Annotated in this window: 17 protein-coding genes; 5 read left to right on the top strand and 12 right to left on the bottom strand. The window is 40.8% G+C overall.

Features of this window, described 5'->3' with window-relative positions; all coding sequences use genetic code 11:
• Complete coding sequence (locus FQV30_RS08465; RefSeq protein ID WP_146499730.1) at positions 1-759, top strand: polysaccharide deacetylase family protein; 759 nt, start codon at positions 1-3, stop codon at positions 757-759.
• A gap of 644 nt (positions 760-1,403) precedes the next feature.
• Here the strand turns inward: FQV30_RS08465 and FQV30_RS08460 are convergent.
• Positions 1,404-1,982: a GNAT family N-acetyltransferase gene (locus FQV30_RS08460; RefSeq protein WP_146499729.1), complete on the bottom strand. Its 579-nt coding sequence runs from the start codon at positions 1,980-1,982 to the stop codon at positions 1,404-1,406.
• A 481-nt stretch (positions 1,983-2,463) separates the two neighbouring features.
• Between FQV30_RS08460 and FQV30_RS08455 the strand changes: the two genes are divergently transcribed.
• Together FQV30_RS08455 and FQV30_RS08450 are read left to right on the top strand one after the other, a co-directional pair.
• Positions 2,464-2,706 (top strand): hypothetical protein, encoded by a 243-nt coding sequence (locus tag FQV30_RS08455; protein ID WP_146499728.1) that lies wholly within the window; start codon positions 2,464-2,466, stop codon positions 2,704-2,706.
• A gap of 116 nt (positions 2,707-2,822) precedes the next feature.
• Positions 2,823-3,056 carry a hypothetical protein gene (locus FQV30_RS08450; RefSeq protein WP_146499727.1) on the top strand — a complete coding sequence of 78 codons (234 nt, stop codon included), beginning with the start codon at positions 2,823-2,825 and terminating at the stop codon, positions 3,054-3,056.
• Positions 3,057-3,161: 105 nt separating this feature from the next.
• Here the strand turns inward: FQV30_RS08450 and FQV30_RS08445 are convergent, their stop codons facing one another.
• Positions 3,162-3,902, bottom strand: coding sequence for a Na-translocating system protein MpsC family protein (locus FQV30_RS08445; RefSeq protein WP_186725583.1), 741 nt, complete (start codon positions 3,900-3,902; stop codon positions 3,162-3,164).
• Positions 3,903-4,201: 299 nt separating this feature from the next.
• Complete coding sequence (locus tag FQV30_RS08440) at positions 4,202-4,501, bottom strand: rhodanese-like domain-containing protein (RefSeq protein ID WP_146499725.1); 300 nt, start codon at positions 4,499-4,501, stop codon at positions 4,202-4,204.
• Positions 4,502-4,994: 493 nt separating this feature from the next.
• Here FQV30_RS08440 and FQV30_RS08435 point away from each other — a divergent pair, with 493 nt between their 5' ends.
• Complete coding sequence (locus FQV30_RS08435; protein ID WP_146499724.1) at positions 4,995-5,678, top strand: hypothetical protein; 684 nt, start codon at positions 4,995-4,997, stop codon at positions 5,676-5,678.
• A gap of 758 nt (positions 5,679-6,436) precedes the next feature.
• Here FQV30_RS08435 and FQV30_RS08430 read toward each other — a convergent pair.
• The 8 genes from FQV30_RS08430 to FQV30_RS08395 form a co-directional block, all read right to left on the bottom strand.
• Positions 6,437-7,105, bottom strand: coding sequence for a TVP38/TMEM64 family protein (locus FQV30_RS08430; RefSeq protein WP_146499723.1), 669 nt, complete (start codon positions 7,103-7,105; stop codon positions 6,437-6,439).
• A gap of 822 nt (positions 7,106-7,927) precedes the next feature.
• Positions 7,928-9,439: an FAD-dependent monooxygenase gene (locus FQV30_RS08425; RefSeq protein WP_146499722.1), complete on the bottom strand. Its 1,512-nt coding sequence runs from the start codon at positions 9,437-9,439 to the stop codon at positions 7,928-7,930.
• Between the two features lie 326 nt (positions 9,440-9,765).
• Positions 9,766-10,515 (bottom strand): alpha/beta hydrolase, encoded by a 750-nt coding sequence (locus FQV30_RS08420; RefSeq protein ID WP_255473372.1) that lies wholly within the window; start codon positions 10,513-10,515, stop codon positions 9,766-9,768.
• A 393-nt stretch (positions 10,516-10,908) separates the two neighbouring features.
• Positions 10,909-11,847, bottom strand: a complete 939-nt coding sequence (locus tag FQV30_RS08415) for a DMT family transporter (protein WP_146499721.1) — start codon at positions 11,845-11,847, stop codon at positions 10,909-10,911.
• 141 nt (positions 11,848-11,988) lie between these two features.
• Positions 11,989-13,371: an aminotransferase-like domain-containing protein gene (locus tag FQV30_RS08410; RefSeq protein WP_146499720.1), complete on the bottom strand. Its 1,383-nt coding sequence runs from the start codon at positions 13,369-13,371 to the stop codon at positions 11,989-11,991.
• Positions 13,372-13,481: 110 nt separating this feature from the next.
• Positions 13,482-14,204, bottom strand: coding sequence for a cytochrome c biogenesis CcdA family protein (locus FQV30_RS08405; RefSeq protein WP_146499719.1), 723 nt, complete (start codon positions 14,202-14,204; stop codon positions 13,482-13,484).
• Between the two features lie 445 nt (positions 14,205-14,649).
• Complete coding sequence (locus FQV30_RS08400; RefSeq protein ID WP_146499718.1) at positions 14,650-15,078, bottom strand: Na-translocating system protein MpsC family protein; 429 nt, start codon at positions 15,076-15,078, stop codon at positions 14,650-14,652.
• A gap of 422 nt (positions 15,079-15,500) precedes the next feature.
• On the bottom strand, positions 15,501-15,797 hold the full coding sequence (locus tag FQV30_RS08395) for a hypothetical protein (RefSeq protein WP_146499717.1): 297 nt from the start codon (positions 15,795-15,797) through the stop codon (positions 15,501-15,503).
• Positions 15,798-16,015: 218 nt separating this feature from the next.
• Here FQV30_RS08395 and FQV30_RS08390 point away from each other — a divergent pair, with 218 nt between their 5' ends.
• Positions 16,016-16,477 carry a YndM family protein gene (locus FQV30_RS08390; RefSeq protein ID WP_146499716.1) on the top strand — a complete coding sequence of 154 codons (462 nt, stop codon included), beginning with the start codon at positions 16,016-16,018 and terminating at the stop codon, positions 16,475-16,477.
• 534 nt (positions 16,478-17,011) lie between these two features.
• Here the strand turns inward: FQV30_RS08390 and FQV30_RS08385 are convergent.
• Positions 17,012-17,722, bottom strand: coding sequence for a 3-keto-5-aminohexanoate cleavage protein (locus tag FQV30_RS08385; protein WP_146499715.1), 711 nt, complete (start codon positions 17,720-17,722; stop codon positions 17,012-17,014).
• Positions 17,723-18,068: the final 346 nt, after the last annotated feature.

The raw sequence follows: 18,068 nt of genomic DNA, 5'->3' as shown, positions 1-18,068 counted from the left end.
ATGAAAAATTTACTGGTAGTTCCCCTGCTTCTTTTTTCCCTTTTATTGATGGGTTTCTCCCATCAACCGGCTTCAGCTAAAAAATCAACCGACATTGAAATTCCCGTACTGCTTTATCATGTTGTCTCCCATAATCCAGACCCGAACAATTTTTACCAGTACAGCGTAAAAGAGTTTGAGAAACAAATGGTTTACTTGAAGGAAAACGGCTATCGCACATTGACCATTAAACAATACTTCAACATTCTGGATGGAAAGGCGGCAATGCCGGCTAAACCGATCTTACTAACATTTGATGACAATTCCAGCGATTTTTATCCGAATGTCTATCCGATCCTGGACAAATATGATTTGAAAGCCACACAGTTTACAGTTTCCAATTGGGTGAATGGCAGCTGGAACATGACCGCCGAAGAAATCACAACTGTCATGGATAACGGTGTCGATATCCAAAACCACACAGTAACCCACCCATTCCTTAACCAAATGAGCTACGCTCAGCAATACACAGAAATCAATGATGCAACGGTGGCTCTCAAGTCGCTGACTGGCAAAACGGCCAACGTTTTCGCTTATCCGTACGGAGCTTATAACGCCGATACGATTTCAGTCCTTGAAAACCTAGGATTTGAAGGCGCGTTCACAGTAGCGGGCGGTTTAAGCACCGATGAGGGCAGCCGATTTGAAATTCCACGCATCATGATTCTGAACGGCGATACATTGGAAGATTTTGCACGAAAAATAACAACTGGATATTAAAATTGCCAACAAAAACAGCAGCTGGAGCCCCAGCTGCTGTTTTTGTTCGCCACTATTGTATATTCGTATGAAGGCATCGGTGTTAAAATCTGTCCCTTCTTTCCTTTCGCATTCAAGCAGCTTCTGAAAATTTCTGATATGCAAGCCTCTCTATCCAGTTGCTGGTTCAGATCATTCTTCTGCCCGCAAGAAATAACCTATCACGAAACAAATAAAATCAATTGAAAAATTAGTGAAAGGTGGCTAAATTGGGTGAGGTATATGATTACAAAGTTGCGTGGTGCAAAATATGGGAACAAGGCTGGATCACTATAGGAAAAGATAGCGTAACAGGTCGGTAGTATGTTTTGTATGAAGAGTGTGAAACGGAATGGAATCATTCCCGCATGCTCAATTCAATATAAAGATCAAAGATCCTAATCATCATCCGATAGTAAAGCCTTCGGCCGAAGCTGTTCAGGAAATTGGATGGGACCGATACATTTTCAACGAGTAATAAGGCTAATTTCGTAACCTAATGAATCGTATTGATCTCCTTCTTTACGCAACAATCGTAAAAGTGCATTCGCCAGTAACAGAAGAGAAGAAATTGCCTGGTTACCTACGGCTTCCCCAAAAATCCGACGTCGATGCATCCCTATTCTCTATAGCATGCTCTCTAATCTATCCCTTACCTTCGGCCATTCTCCATCTAGTATGCTGTAATAGACGGAATCCCGCACAAATCCATCGGGCAAGATCCGATGCTGTCGAAGAACCCCTTCTTTAACAGCCCCTAGTCTTTCAATAGCCTGTTGAGACCTTATATTGCGGCCATCTGTTTTGATTTGAACCCGGATGGCCCGAAGAGCCTCAAAGCAGTGTTTCAACAGAAGATACTTGCACTCAGTATTTACCTGGGTTTTCCAAACAACCGGAGACAGCCACGTCCACCCGACTTCCAAACTTTTATCATGGACAGATATATCAAGAAATCGGGTGCTCCCCACTATTTTCCCCAAGATTTTATCGAAGATAACAAAAGGAAACTCGGTCCCTTGCTCTTTCGCTTGAAGCGCTTTTTCTACAAGGCGCTTCATATCTTCGATCGATTCAACTTTCATTGGCATGTATGCCCATATATCGGCACTGTTTCCTGCATTGAACAAGTCCCGGACATGATGGATTTCCATAGGCAGCAAGATCACTCTTTCTCCTGCTAGCTTTACTGGTATGATCTTCATTATTCCCTCTCCTTTTTGATCCATTGCGGATTAAGCAGTCTTTTTATTGCTTTTCTTCCTTAAAAATTTCATCTGCCCGTTGCAAGGACTATACATTGAATTTTGGCTGCCGTAAACCATTCACAATGCCTGTTTGATTTCCGCCGCCATTAAGTTCTGGACATCAAGTTAACATGATCGGCTATATACTCGGAACTATACTGAATCCCTTTTTTAGCAGCCACATCAGGCTGCCTGTTGATGAAGCCACTTTAAAATCACTGGAAACATAATCCGGCGGCAAGGCATCTTCCTTTTCTCTATGCTTGATTCTAGAATTCTATGTATTCCCTTCTTTTCCACAAAAAGAATCTTAAGCAATAAAAATGAAAGTCGTATGATTAGGGATTGGCTTTCAATGGTGTTATGCTGGGTCTAAGTAACACATGGATTCTCTTAGACTTTTTTTAGTCACTTTCCATACGTGGAAAGGAGTGTTCATATGCAAGTGGATCACATCAAAGCGTTTCTGGAAACGATGTGCGAATACAATACGACGAGGATCAATCAGGTCTTCACTTCGGAAGAGGGACACAGCTTATCGATTCGTTGTCTTCCTGATACCCGCACTTTTGAAATAACCGATTCCCAGACCCAAGAAATTCGCTACAACGATTCTGTTGAGGAAACAGCCGAATACGTCATTGCGTTTCTAGCTTCTCATAATTTTTCCAGCAACTCCTGAATGTTCAGGAGTTTTTTTGATTAGCTGCCGGAAAAAAGGGTAAAAACCTTATAAATCGACTTGGAATCACTTACGGTTGAAACCAATACGTCACAAAAGAAGAGAGCGCGATCGTTATGAAGTTGGAACACATTAAAAGCCTTTTGGAGCTTTCGTGCACCTTTAATTTTTCTTTCATAAGCCATTCCTTCACGATTGGGGTGGAAGAGACGCTGACGGTCAAATGTCTAAAAGATACATATATCCTGGAAGTGACATCCACTGAAAACCAGCAGGTTGACTATTACACGTCGATTGATCAGGCGGCTGAAGCCCTCTATTACAAAATACACGGCCATGAAACGGATTGAGCGCGTTCGAAAAAGGCAGCTTTTCGTTTTTATAGTAGCGGGAAATGTATTTCCGTGTTTACTGCAAAAAAAGACCGCCTAAAATGGGGGTCTTTTTTTTGCTGGCTAATCATTGTGCATATTTCTATGAAGGCCCTCTGGTTTCTCTTTCTGATTCTCTTTTGCTAACCGGAACACGGTATACCCCCGGTCTTTCTCAAAGTTCCAGAACAAAAATGTTTCTTCAATGCTGCCCCTCAACACATTTTCCGGCCTTGCTTCTTGAAACGCTCTTCGTTCCAATTGTCGCTTGGATAATTTCAACTCATCCAGGAAGCCGTTTCGGATAAACTCTTTTTCAATTTCAAGCAGAATTCCGGAACGCTGGACCAAAAGCGTCCGGTCATTTAGCCAAAATATATCTGTATGCTCCGGAATTTTCTGTGCAATAAGGCTAGCCCGGTCTAGGTAGTCGCGCAACGCCTGTTCGTCTTCGGAATTTGGCCAGGGCATGGGTTGTTTTTCAAGTTCTTTGTTGATGATACCAATCATGAGGCCTGTCTCTTTCTCGAAATTCCAGTCGGTATAAAATTCTATAACTCCATATCCCGTAAGCTCTTCAATTTGTTGCATAATTTCGGGTGTGAGGTTGCGGATCACCATGTCTCGCGAAGCCAGTACACGTTTCACTTCATTTTGACCCAAGAGGTTTTTCTCCATCCCAGCCAAAAACCCAAGGAAATGAATCGTAATAAACGATTTTTCAATAGTGACATAGACTGCGGTGGGGCCTTTACCAAAATGGGTCCGGAATAAGTTCGAGATATACCCGCCAATTTCAATTTGAACCGTCTTATTATGTGACACGTGAATCCCTCCTGTAAGCCCTTTGCCTTCAATTTACGCAAAGCACATTTATTACCTCATTTTCCCGTTCCAAGATAAGGCTAATCAAATTAGAAGTCCAATAGATTTGAGCTGTCTTTGGGCATGATTTCAACTTCTGAATTAAGAATGGTTTTTGTCTGGTTTCTCTTTTACATCACAATCGATATGTAAAATGTGGATCAGAACCAAAGAAGCACAGGATCTCTAAAAATCAGAGATCCTGTGCTTCTTCTTGAGGTTTTCCATTCAATCTTCATGATCTAGCTTACGGGTTTCCTTCAGGAAGCAGCTTCGCCATTCCAACTCATCATGCCACCTTCGACATTCACAGTTTCAATTCCCTGCGATTCTAAAAATTCACATGCCTTGGCACTACGTTTTCCTGCTTTGCAAATCAAGTAAACAGGCCCAGTGTTTTCTAATTCCACAAAGCGCTCCGGCAATTGACCAAGCGGGATATGCTTTGCACCTGGCACCATTCCTAGTGCCACTTCTTCATCTTCACGGACATCGACCAACTCAATCTTGCGGCCATTCTCCAGAAGTGCCCGCAACTCATCTGTTGTAATGGACTTCATGATTCAATTCCTCCTTCTTAATAAATACTGATATGTATTAAGAAAAAGTATTGTTTTCACCTTGAATTATATACCTATTTTTCTTAATTTCAATGCAAAATTCCATTCCGCTGAACTATATTTTCCGGGAAATTCGACCATACCGCCGCATTTTCAGCAGTCAGACCATAACGCTTGCGCCAATTCTGCTGCCTCAACACCTGCACAAGCACTATCATCTGATACGGACCCTAATCCAATCCATGAAGTCAGAAAGAGACTTTTTAATATAGTTGACTGATGAAATTTTAAAAAACTAGAGAAGTTTTATTAATTTCCTTTTGGATTTTAAGGTTGGTTTAAGGTTGGTTTTTAATACTATAGTTAGAACCGCCATTTCCAGAAAGCATCTTGGTAGGGACCCTCTGCAAATCCCTAATTTGATCGAAGGAGATGCCGGCTCTATATCATGTATTGCTGAAATGAAAATAATCTATTTTAGGAGGAAGAAAAAATGAGAAAAAAATTATTTGCTTATGCTTTATCGGGAGCTTTGACTTTAGGGGCTATTGGAGGAACAATCACATACGCCGCTGAATCGACTGATACGGCAACACCATCCGCGGAAACAACCGGACAAACGAAACATGGTTTTGAAGAACTGGATGAAGCAACGAAAACCAAAGTAAAAGAGATTCAAACCCGCGTAACAGAAGAATTGGAAGCTCTAGGAGTTACAATCCCGGAAAAAGGTGAGGAACAAGACCTTTTTGCAGATCTGGACGCTGCAGCAAAAACGAAAGCACAAGCGATCTTGAAGCAGCTGAAGGAAGACACTCTGTCCCGCGAAGAAGCTCAGGAACAACTTGAGGCATTAGGCGCCGCTCTTCCCGAAAAACGCGGAAAACGTGATTTGTTTGCTGATTTAGACGAAGAAACCAAAACAAAAGCTGAAGCTATCCGGGATCAAGAAAAAGATGGCTCGCTCACCCATGAAGAAGCACAAGCGCAATTGGAAGCGTTAGGAGTAAGCTTGCCGGAAAAAGGTGAAAAACAGGAACTGTTTGCTGATTTGGATGAAGCGACCAAGAAGAAAGCACAGGCAATTGTCGATGAAGCGGAAGCTGAATTAGCGGAGCTGGGTGTTGATCGCCCTGTACTCGGGAAAGGCCATCATCACGGAGTGGGAAGAAAGTAAGATTCCCCTACCCCCAGATTTGAAAAAGTTGACAGGGAAACAAGCGGAAGATGAATAAATCGATAATAGCAAACGGCAGACCGCTTCTGATTGGACGGTCTGCCGGTTTTTTGATACAGAATTAATTCGAATCTAAACCGTTCGGAAAAGTATATATTTTTGAACAAAAGAAGGAAAAGAAACTGATTTTCCAGCTTCTTTTTTTGCGCTATACCATTGCAGCTCGGTTAAATTATCTCTATTTAAAGGTTTTAACGTTATATCTTACAGTAGGAAGCATCTTCTTGATGAAATAATGTAAAGGTAAAGTCAAAAAAACTAATCCCCACGATGTCGCATGAACAACCTGACACTGCTGAATAACCAAAAGTTAACGGATGTTAGATCGATCATGACCATACTCCTGCAAGTTGCCCAACAAAATTCTGCTGAGTACGAGACGAGAAAGATTGAGGCCAAAGTGGAAAAAATTTAAACGCCTCATCGTTATGGAAACGACGGACATCCATCCCTTTATCTCGAAATCAAATACAACAAAAGCTATCCCGCCAAGCCCGAACCCGATACTGTCCCATACGAGCGTAAGCAGCGAAAGCCCCTGCTCCAAAAGAGAATGCCTTGGTTATTCATTTGTAAACCGTTCATCCTTTGTTTTTCCCCTTGCATCATCATTCAAAATAGACCTCCCGTTAATTAGTCCATTAACGGGAGGTCTATTTTAAAAATTTGATCCTTAAAAGGATCTTTTGATTTGCGGGTCATCTAGCCAATTGGATTTTTGAAAGTTTTATTCGCAATATGACTTTTTTTATACCGTAATAAAAAACAACTGCTGAGAAAAGGGCGATTCCAATTTTGAATTCATCAACACCCTGTGATACCAACCCTTCCTGAATAAGGAAGTACAAACCGATAAAAATGAGATTCACTAATGCTGTCGCGATAGTAAAATGAGAAAGCCGGACATTGCTCATACCAGAAACGACATTAAGTATACTTGTCGGAGCAAGAGGAAAGAGCCTCGTACCCAATACGGACCAAAATCCGTTCCGTTCAAACTTGCCCAAAAAAGTCTTACTAGCTTTTTTCATCAGCAAATCTTGAAGGGCATATCGGGCACTTAAAAATACAATTACCGCACAAAGAGTACTAGTTAGAACACTCCACACCAGACCATATTGATAACCCAATAGGCTATTATTTATCAAAACGACTAGAAAAAGCGGAATAACAGGAATAGCATTATGAATTAGCATTATGATCAAAGTGATCATCAAAATGTAAGCTATATTCCCCTCATTCCCCATCTTTAAAGTAAAACCTTCTATATTTCCGGAGATAAGGTTTTGCAATAGTTCTGTATTCAAACCGAGGAAAAGCAAAATTATGAATGCAATTAAAATTATTATGTTCTTGTTCCTTTTCATCAAGAATCTTATCCTTCCTGAAATCCAGTTCAATTTTAGTCCATGCCATAAGCTTTGTTTTTAATTATGAAGAAGAACCCTTAAAAGAACCTTAAAGAAAACGTGAAACATATTGTGTGAAGTAATAAATAAAAAAAGGTTTTCCTATGGATCAGTTCTCAAAAAACACTATGCAAGCTCCAGCAAAGAAACTTCACTGCTTTCCATTTCCAATTGCCTCCATGATTGAAATCCCAGCTCATGTATATGAATTACTTAATCCTAGAGGCAGCTCTTTTTAGTCTTACGGCCCTCTATTTTATAATTTCCCGTTCTTTAGCAATACCAGGTAAACCGATGAGTTTCCCTCACTGAAAGTTATCTATCCTGTTATCAAGTTTGTCCGGTCCCAGTCAGATTCATAGGTTCTTGAAACCTATTATTAGATGCCAACCTTAAACAAACCTTAAAACTTTAGAAGAATAAGAAAAAGAGACCACCATGTTGTGATCTCATACTTGGCAATTCCACTTTGAAGGCTGTTCCTTGCTGCTTGTCGAAGCTGCACTGATTGTTCCTTAATGGCTGGCACCGATCCACTGGTCAATTAAGACATATTTTTTTGCAGGAAAAAACAACACACTTTATTCCTTCAGCCCGGCCTTTTCACTTCAGGCAGACACTTTCTGCGGGCTCGAGCCAAACCAGCTGGACACTGGGAATCAACATAAAACTCACCGACTGCACATTTCTTCCGGTTTTCTATCTAGAGATATTTTGAATGATTTCAAAAAGCGATACTGGAATGATTTCACCATTATCGCTTTTGTAAATATTCATATGCTATTTGATTGGAGAAATATTGAATTCATCTAGATATTTTTGTACTTTTTCCAATTCCTGAGCCCTTATCGTTAAAGCGATGTGACCGTCCGGCCTAATCAGCATTATAGAATTTTCTTTGATGCCAACTTCATCCATCTCTTTTTTCCATTGAAATACATACAAAGGAATCGCTATAGATTCTGCAATTTCACGAAGTTCGAGGATATCCTGTCCATAAACATGAAACTGCCAATCCATAGATTTCAAAGGTTCATGATTATCACTATTTCCGATGGCTACCCATGGCAAGCGATCTCCGCCGTGTATTTTCCCTACTTTTCCTTCACTTAAAACACTGTCTCTATACTTCACTTCGGTTTGTGAGACTTTTTTATACAATTTTTTTCTTAATCGCGAAAAAGTGATCAGTCTTGGCAGCATATAGGGAATGATAGCATTTTTAAAAAGTTTAGTCTCCACCCCTTTGCCTACAACTGAATTGAATGCTCGGTCGGTGGTTGATATCAACATCTTGGCAAACGCCATCCGTTCAGTTTCATACGTATCCAGTACCTTTTCATCCGTTTTTTTCAGTATGACAGCTGCAAGTTTCCAGCCAAGATTCACTGCATCGCCAATCCCGGTGTTCATTCCCTGTCCGCCGGCCGGACTATGGATATGTCCGGCATCACCCGCGAGGAAAATTCTTCCTTTTCTAAAGTGGTCACTTAACCTATGGTGGACTTTATAAGATGAGTACCAATTTACTCGTTCAATTTTTATCCCTACATTGTTCTCTATAAAAGGGATAACCGGGGCTAGTTCTGAAGGGATTCCGTGTTTTACTAGTTCTTCCGGAAAAATACCGATCAATCTCACATTCCCGTTTGGGAGTGGAATTAAGATGCAAAACCCTTCTTCAAACATGTTTCCGCTTATTCCGGCATATGGGACGGAACTTTTCACATCAGCTACATAGAAGGTCTGCGCATATGTCCCTCCTTCGAATCCAAAGCCCAGTTTTTTTCTCACGCTGCTATGCGCACCATCGCAACCGCAAAGGAATTCGAAATTTTCTTCTTCTGGAATTCCTTCTTTATCGATGACCACTTGTACATGATGGTCAATTTCTTCAAAGGATACTAACCGAGTGTTCCACTCTACTTCGACCCCTCTTTCCTTTAGTACGCGCACTAAAATCTCTTCATGTATATCTTGGGGTAAGCTCAGAATATATGGGAAGCGGCTAAGATTCTCACCTATATCCCCGATATTCATTTTTGCCTTTAAGTTCCCTTCCATAAAAATCCGTACGTTTTCGACTTTATTCCCCCGTTCAACTATCTTTTCTACAAAACCCATTTGACGGTAATGCTCCAATATTCGTGAATGTACTATCATTGCTCTAGAGGCAGTTCCTGATCCGCTGTTTTTTTCAATAATCCGAAACGGAATTTCCTGCTTTTGAAGCGCCAGCGCCAATGCTAGCCCAGTTGGACCAGCTCCAACGATCAATACTCGAGCTTTCATGCCATCTCCTCCCTAACTTGATAAATATTCGTCCTACAGAGAATTCTCCTTGAAGTTGACTGCCATAGTTGCTCAATCGAGAGGTCGGATGCTTGAAGCTATTAAAAGTGAAATTTTGGATTTATATTTTTGCTGGAGTTGCTTTAAAATGACAACAACATACCAATTCCAGAATGAGTATCTTTTCTTATTTATATACCCATCTCTTTGCTGATGATTCTTTGAATTACACTTTTACAGACCGAAAGGCAGAGTGGATTCTAACCTTAAGCACTTCTTCTCTACCTTCGTTACTTGATAGCTGATGATAACAGGTGATATGTAAACTATAGCTGCCAAGGCAGTTCATTTAGGAAGGCAAGTATATCTTCGTTCACTGCATTCATATCCTTGCCTACTGTCATTAAATGGATGGAGTTCGGATACCCCTTCACGTTTTTTTGATTCGATGCGACGCTTTGAAAAATTGCTTCGGCGCTCGCTTGATACAACGGTTCATCCAATTCCCCATATAAGATGTGAATCGGCGCGGTTAAACCGGCTAAGTTGTCTCTGATTCCATCAATGAGCTTTTGGAATTCAATCAATGAGTCGAGAGGCAGATGGCGAAGGTTTTCCATTTCCAGCCGGATTTGATCCTCATCCTTCCCTTCCAGTTGTTTGTATCGTTTTGCATAATAGAAGGCACGCTTTTGCAGAAAAGCCGCTTTCCTCTGGATCGGCACGGACATCGTCACCACACCAATCACCTCCAGTTCTTGCCCCGCTTTTAAGGCCAACACTCCGCCAAGTGACAGGCCGGCCACCGCTATTTTTTCAAACCCTTTGTTCTTCAGGAACTGATAACCGTTGCATGCATCCTGCCACCAATCGGAGGGGCCATACGTGAGAAGGTCTTCCGCTGGCAAGCCATGGCCGCTGTATACCGGGGCATAACAGGAATAATGGTTCTTCTGCAAATGCCTTCCCAACTTTTTCATATCGCTCGGATTGCTCGTGAAAGAATGCAGGAGCAGAACGGCTTTCTCGCCGCCTTCATAATAAAAGGGCTTAGGGGGCAGCAGTTTCCTCATCATTTCGAACACCTTCACTTTCCATTTTTTCTCGTTGATCAACTATCTGTACACCAAATTTTCAGCCTTTTCTTCAAGTGTTCCACCCTGTTGGCATTAAACGCATTTGTCCAATCGGTTTAAGCACATCTCTTCTTTATCTAGTAAGACAGATAACAGCTTTCAATCAACAAAAATTCAATTTTTAATTTTGTAGTATAACTAACGTAGCTTCTCGCCGATATTACCTAGTGCTGACAATTTTCATATAAGTGCGCCTCAATCAAGTTTCAATGGTTATCTCTTTGTTAAAGGGGTATAAAAACGCCTATTCGTATAGAATGGCGTTTTTCATTGTAATATGTTGAATGAGCACTTGTTCGGTTTCCAATAGAAGCACTTTTTCAATAGATTTAGTTACCCGGAACTCTTTTCTGTATGATGAACCCTTCTTCGTCTGTTCACCCATACTCGTTCAATGTAACCTGTACCGAACAGAACACCGAATACAATAAATGCAAATCCGATCAATTGTGGTATTGTAATGGATTCACTTAAAAAAAGTGCGGAAAACACAAGGCCGAAAAATGGAACAAAGTTATTGAATATGGCTGTTTGCCCAGCGCCAATTTTTTCGATGGCTGCATTAAAAACCATATATCCCACTCCTGTCGCCACAACTCCTGACACAATAAATAAAAAATAAGTAAAAGGAGAAGCTGAAGTCATCTGGCTGAGTCCCTCAGGCTCGGTGATCAAACTAATAATCAGCAAACCAATCGAGCCGATGAGGTACATGATGGTTGTGATTTGTTTTGAATCCAGTGTCGCTGTTGCCTTTTTCACGAAAATAAAACTAATCGCTTGGACCAACACGGCAAGGAACAAAAGCAATTCTCCTTGAGATAGCTGCATATCACCGAAAGAGCCTCCCTGAATAAAAAAGACACCGATCAAGGCAAGGATAAAACCAATGATCCGTAATTTAGTCAACTGTTCTCCTAGAATAAGGACCGCGAGTATGGCGGTTGTCAACGGTACTAAGGCAAGGATCAAGGAAGCGTTCGAAGCATCGATCATGGTTAACCCGACGGCTATCAGCAGATGATGGAGGACGACTCCGAACAACATCCCCAGCAATGTATAAATCCATTCTCTTTTTGATAAACGGCGAAATGATTTTCCAAGTACGATAATGATAAGTGCTGTGACCCCCGCCATCATAATCCGGAATGCTGTCATGGTTTGAGGCGGCAAATCTTCCACCAATACTTTGATGATGACCATGTTAAGTCCCCAAATAGCAGTGACTAAAAATACTGAGACGTATGTTAGTAATAATTTCTTTTGATTCACAAGGGATCCCCCATTCATTCTTTTTTATGAAGTTTTTTCAATATCCTTCGCCTAGGTTTCTATTAGCGTAGCACGCACAAAAATGCCACACAATAATATAATTGTATGGCATACAAAATAGTATATAAACGATTCGTGTTTTTACACAGCCAGCAATTTTTTTAAGATCACGAGAGCCGTCTCCAGTTCCGCTCTCGTTTCGGGCGTACAAATGGCTAAGCGTACAGCATTTGCCGGAGCAACATTTCCTACTGCAAAACGGCCACCGCTGTATACTTGTACCCCGTGGACTGAGGCAAGCTTTTCAAATTGATCACCTGTAAATGAACTCGGCAAATGTAACCATCGAAAAATCCCGGTGGCTTTTCCTATACAGTTCTCCTTGCCCAAATAATAATCCACTAATTGATTCCGGGCTTTGGTTTCCTCTTTATGGAGAGCAATCACCTGTTCGAATTGCTTCGACACTATGGCTCGTGCTGCCAACTCTGCAAATAGCGGCGACACGGAGATATTCAGATTATAGAGAGCTTTCCGGACCGGATCCAAAAATTTCAGAGGAAGGGCCACATATGCAAGCCGGAGCCCTGGTGCCATTGATTTCGATAAACTAACAACATAAATTGTCTGCTCAGGAGCGTATGATGCTACGGCAGGCAGCACTTCATCCTGAAGCAAGTGAAACATTCCATTCTCGATGATGAATAAATCATGCTGTATCGCAATCTCTGCAATCGCTTTGCGGGTCTCGGCACTCATTGTATACGTCAATGGATTCTGATAATCCGGAATCAGGTATAACCCTTTGATGTTTTCATTTTTGCATGCATATAAAAGAGCTTTCGGACTCATTTCATCTCCTTCCGACCGAATCGGAACAAGCTGGATCCCCAGCATTGCGGCAGCTGTCTTTAATCCCGGATAAGTATGGTGATCGACACCGATCCGATCGCCATGCTGGCAAAGTCCCGCAAGGGTTGCTGTAATGGCGTTTTGTCCGCCATTTGCCATCAAAATATGTTCCTTTTTCGTTTTGATCCTTGCATACTCCATCAGTTTGACTCCTGCATCTTTTTGCCAAACCGTATCGCCAGGCCGGCTGTAATCAAACCATCTGGCATAATCCGGCTCCTGCAGCATTGCTTGCAGCAGCTCGAATAATGGCCTATAGGATACCCGGTCCGTTAACATGGCACCCATTTCAATCAAATGTTTCGGTTTTTCTTCCGCAAGCAAATAGGCGTTGGAAACAGCATCATAGGAAACATACGTGCCGCTGCCGACCGTTGCACTGATGAGCCCTTTCAACTCAGCTACTTTAAACGCTTTCGATATTGTGCTTAAGTTCACTTCTAAATAATCCGCTAATTCCCGTTGCGGCGGCAACTTTGTGCCAGGCACCAGGTGGCCTTCTTTAATATCATCTTCCAGTTGCTTCGCCAATGCCTGATAAATAGGGCGCTCTATTCGAGTAATTGTCGGCTTCCAGCTCATGGGATAATTTTCAAACGAATTTGTTGGCATAGTTCCCATCCTTTTTCATACAATCATATAATTGTATAGCAACAACTTCAAAAACATAATTCCCTTATGAGAATTTCTATCGGAATAGATAACCATTTGTAAAAGTACATTTAGGCAGATAAAAGAGATTCCAAGATATATTTCAATGCTGATGTCCAGATATTTAGATAATACATTTTATCAAAATAAATTATGACTCCCAGCAGGACTATAATTGCTCCACCGAATTTCATTAGAACAGCTGAATATTTAAGAATAGATCGTGTCTTTCCAATAAAAAATGCCATGATAACAAATGGAATACAGAATCCGAGAGAATAAGCAGTGACAACCGCTATCGTGTGGGCTGGATTCACCAAACTGCCGTAGGTAATGATCGCACCGAATATGGGACCAATACAGGGCGTCCACCCAGCCGAAAAAACAAAGCCTACTATAAATGAATTCAAGTAATTGGTTGATTTTTTCTGGTGATTCAGCCGCTTTTCCTTAAACATGAATTCGGGTTTGATGATCCCCATCAAAAATAGGCCCATAAATACCAGGAAAATACCTCCAAGCATCTGAATCAATTTCTGGTTGGCCGCAAATAAGCCACCAATCGTACTGAGTGAAAACCCTAGCACAAAATAAATCACCGAAAATCCAAGTGAAAAGAAAAAAGAATGAAGCAACACTTTTTTTCGGAAAGAAGCCTGCTTGTTTTCTTTTAGTTCATTTACTGAAACCCCTGTGATATAAGAGACAAATGAAGGATATAAGGGCAAACAGCAAGGGGAGATAAAGGCCAGGAAACCGCCAGCCAGCGCTACAAATATCGTCATATTTTCCATAATTTACACCTCAATGATATTCTAGCATAGAGGCAAAATAGATATTCATCTTATTTCCAGCAACTATTACAATCTGATAGACAAGCTATTCATCCAATAAGTTATATTCAGACTTATGAAATCACCTCAAGCCCCCTATTCATAGCATAGGGGGCTTGTTTGATGAGGAACTTATCAAAGAGAAGAAGGGAAATGTTCAGCTCTCATAATCGCATATTCCGAAGTTTCCTGTTTGATACAGCTGAATATTTCTATTGGCACATGGAGCGGTCAAAACCAGTCTCACCTTATCTCCATATAAACAATAGTTCCTTTCAATTCAAGGTCCTGTCATTCTCACGTCTTCAAAATTTCCCATTAGAAAAATGCATGACCTAATATAGTTGCCGGCTTATCGGAATAAACGGCTTACCGAAGTTTCCTTGGCAAATCCAAAGCCAATATTTTATTTCTGTATTTCGACCTCAACAAGATTTACAGTTTTGTCAATACGGCTCTTGTACTGCTGTGGGCAGCTTGTTGGAACTGCTTTGCTTCCTATTTCGTCACAAAGCCCAAAGACAATATGACCTGTTTCTTCTTCGAGATTCCAAGTAACAGACAGGTCAGTTACGAGTATTCCCAAAGTTTTCTTTGCCTGTTTCTTAAGGGTTTTCTCCATAGCACGCATCAGTCCACCTCTTATTTTCAGGACCTGCTCTGTTTCGCTTCGCTTCAACAACGTTTTCTCAAACGGCATCACGAAATCTGAAAGGAAAACCGATAAACAAGAAGGTTCTATAATCGCTTTTACTGACGCAAAGCTGACATCAAAATATGTATGCAAAACATACGAAATATGATGTTCAAATTGGATCGTTCTATTTCTATTCACGGAATCTCTCCCAAATTAGAATTTATTATGAGTTTTTCACAAGCAGAATTATTCAATAAGAAGCCGCAATTTCAAAAAAATATTTGCACTTCGATCAAAAAGCGGCTCTATCTTCCATCAGTTTCCTGCTTACTGGTAGATATCCGTTAGCTGGCATGTTTTAGGTTCAAACCACCCTTCAACACTTTGTAAAGGTGCTTTTTATCATCAGAGAAAAAGGAGAAATGCAATAAGAAGTCCCTCCTCTTTCATCAAGCAAAAAAGTTGGATTCAAGTATTTGTCTATTTTCACCGTTAGCTTGCAAACCTTTTAAATCCATGTATATTCTTTCGGGAATATACATGGATGATTTTTTTTGCGTTTGTCTTATGAAAAGTTGAACGCACCTGGACACTTTATGATTTCCTTAGAATTGGATAAGTTAGGCCTTATGTGCGAAATGCTTTTCCAAAGCATCTACTATTTCTTCCATTAATTCGCTAGTTGTTAAAGGTTTTTTGGATTTTAAGGACAGGAGATGGGCAGAATGCTGCTGTGCTGGAGGATGTTCGATCAAAAGCACTTCGCCTTTTGCTTCCGAGCCATCATCAGAGAGGATGTATACCGAGTAGAGTCCGGTTTCCATGATGGTTTTTTGTATACGGTGGCTTGCAGCCAGTCCATGCAGGCCCATAACTTGAATAACATTATCTTTACAGGTCTTGAAACCTGTTCTCATACCACCACTCCTCCTTTATTTTCTAGTTGGCTACTTTAATGATTTCCCGCTGTACTAAAGACTAACCCTATTTCCCCCTTCAAAAGACACAAAAAGTTATACATATTGGCGGGATAAGCAAATTTGCAATTAAAAGACTTTTCAAGAAAGGGATTAAAAGGAAGAAAGGAGGGTAGTTTACTTAAGGCAAGGACAAAAATTGCAGAGGAGGAAATCAAATGAATCACGTAAAAGCACTTATTTTGAAATTCGTTATGATTGCAGTCGTACTTTTAGTCATCCTAACAGGAATCTACGACGTTGAAATCGAGAAAACCCTTTTGATTAGCCTCTTTTTGACACTGATTGCTTATGTACTAGGCGATTTGATGATCTTTAGAAAAGCCGGCAACGGCGCATCGGATAATCAAACTGGCAACAACCACTCAGCTGGCCACGATCGCCATGAAGACCATAAAAAACGAAACATGATGGCAACCATTGCCGATATCATCCTTTCGTTCCTGGTCATTTGGCTGATGGGCGACGCGTTGATCGAGAACGCGGAAGACATCATTCAAGCAGCTCTTATCTCCGCTTTAGTGATTGGCGTAGGGGAATGGTTCTTCCATAAATACCTGGATAAGAATGTCTTCCCTGAAAAAGATGGACGCGCTGTCTCAGGAAATACACATCGTTAATCAGTCGATAATGATATAGCAAACTGCCCTTCCTCGGTAATTCTTACTTGAGGAGGGCAGTTTTTCCTTTCCTGCTCTTCTTTATCTGCAATCATAGGTGTGGAAGTTTAAGGAGCACAAGATAAAAAGAACTAGGCAAAAAGCGAAATTCCTTATTAGTGGTTTCGCTTTCTTAGTGTGTCTTTTGCCTTTATTTCTGATGGCAAATCGCAAAAAGGACAGGCCTGCAGCCCACTTCATGAAGTGAGGCATTGAAATGAAGCGACAATTTTTGAATCAGTGATGTCAGAAGGAACAAACTATCCTTTCCTTAAGGAGACAAATAAAAAATCCCACTGCTATCATCGGCGGAGGGCTGTAAATTTGAAGACCAAACCAGCGTATCGTTTATACCAAATACACATAAGATGGACAGCAGGCCCACGACGCCAAAGAAAAAAGAAACAATTTGAAGCCGGTAGTGGGCGAATCGAAGAGGATTCCACAACCGGCGAGCGATGCAGCCGCTATCAACAGCAAGAAGCTGTTCTACATTTAATCCTTTATTAACTCATTATATAGGGCTTCATTGCTTGAAGCCCTTTCTCCATTCCGTAAAACTAAAGTATCTTCCAAACCAATCCGGATGCCGTAATTTTTTTTCAAAGCATTATCGACAATTGCCCATGTATTGATCCCTTCTCCATGATGCACCTGCTCCAATGTATTGTTGTGCTCTTTTAAAAAAGCACTAATTTGATTGGCTTGAAAAACTGCTTCTTCTTCCTCTTCAAAAAACATTTCAATCAGCGCACGTTCGCAATACTGATCCAGTTTATTCTTCACAAAAATTCTTGCGTCTTCCATCGTCCATATACCTGCTTCTGGCATAATTTCTTTTTCCTTCAACAGATTCCAAATTTCTAAGCTTCCTGGTTCTGATAGATTCACTGAAACATAATCCGTCTTGAATTTCCATTCGCTAATTTTTTCATGCCTGATCTCCGGGGTCATGCTATCAAACAAATTTGAACTTATGCCAATTTTAACACCTGGATAGCGCTCCCTTAAAACTTGCATTTGCGGTGCAAGCAACTGGTTATCGAACGTTTCTTTCCCATCGCTCCCCCTTAAGTGGACATGAAAATGCTCCACTCCAAATTTTTTCAAGACATGGATCTCTTTTATAATTTCATCGAGCGTAATAGGTATCTGTTCATGTTCTTGTTTAGTCCGGCCGCCATTCAAACAAACTTTAATAACCATTACTCCTACACCCCATATGTGAAAATTTAATTTTCATCCTTTACAAACAATTACTTATCTTACTTTTTATCATAGTCCACAATATTTGGCTCGCAATCAATCCTTTCCTCTCATAGCACAACCACAGTTTTTCTGCTTTTCTCATTACTATGAATAATTAAGGCAATCTTTTAAAGAAAGAGAACTTTCTTTAAATTGATTAAATAAATTTTTTGAAAACAATTCGTAAACGTATAGGTTTACAGACGAAAAGGGAGAGAAGATGTGGCTGTTCCCTCTTCTCTCCCTTCCTATTTAAATAGCTTACGATAACTACATGATATGTAATCTGCATTCTATTAGGATT

The sequence above is a fragment of the Planomicrobium sp. CPCC 101110 genome (assembly GCF_007859395.1).
In the GTDB taxonomy this organism is placed as follows: Bacteria; Bacillota; Bacilli; order Bacillales_A; family Planococcaceae; genus Planococcus.
The sequence above is the reverse complement of the archived record's forward strand: the minus strand, read 5'-3'. Positions and strand labels throughout refer to the sequence as shown.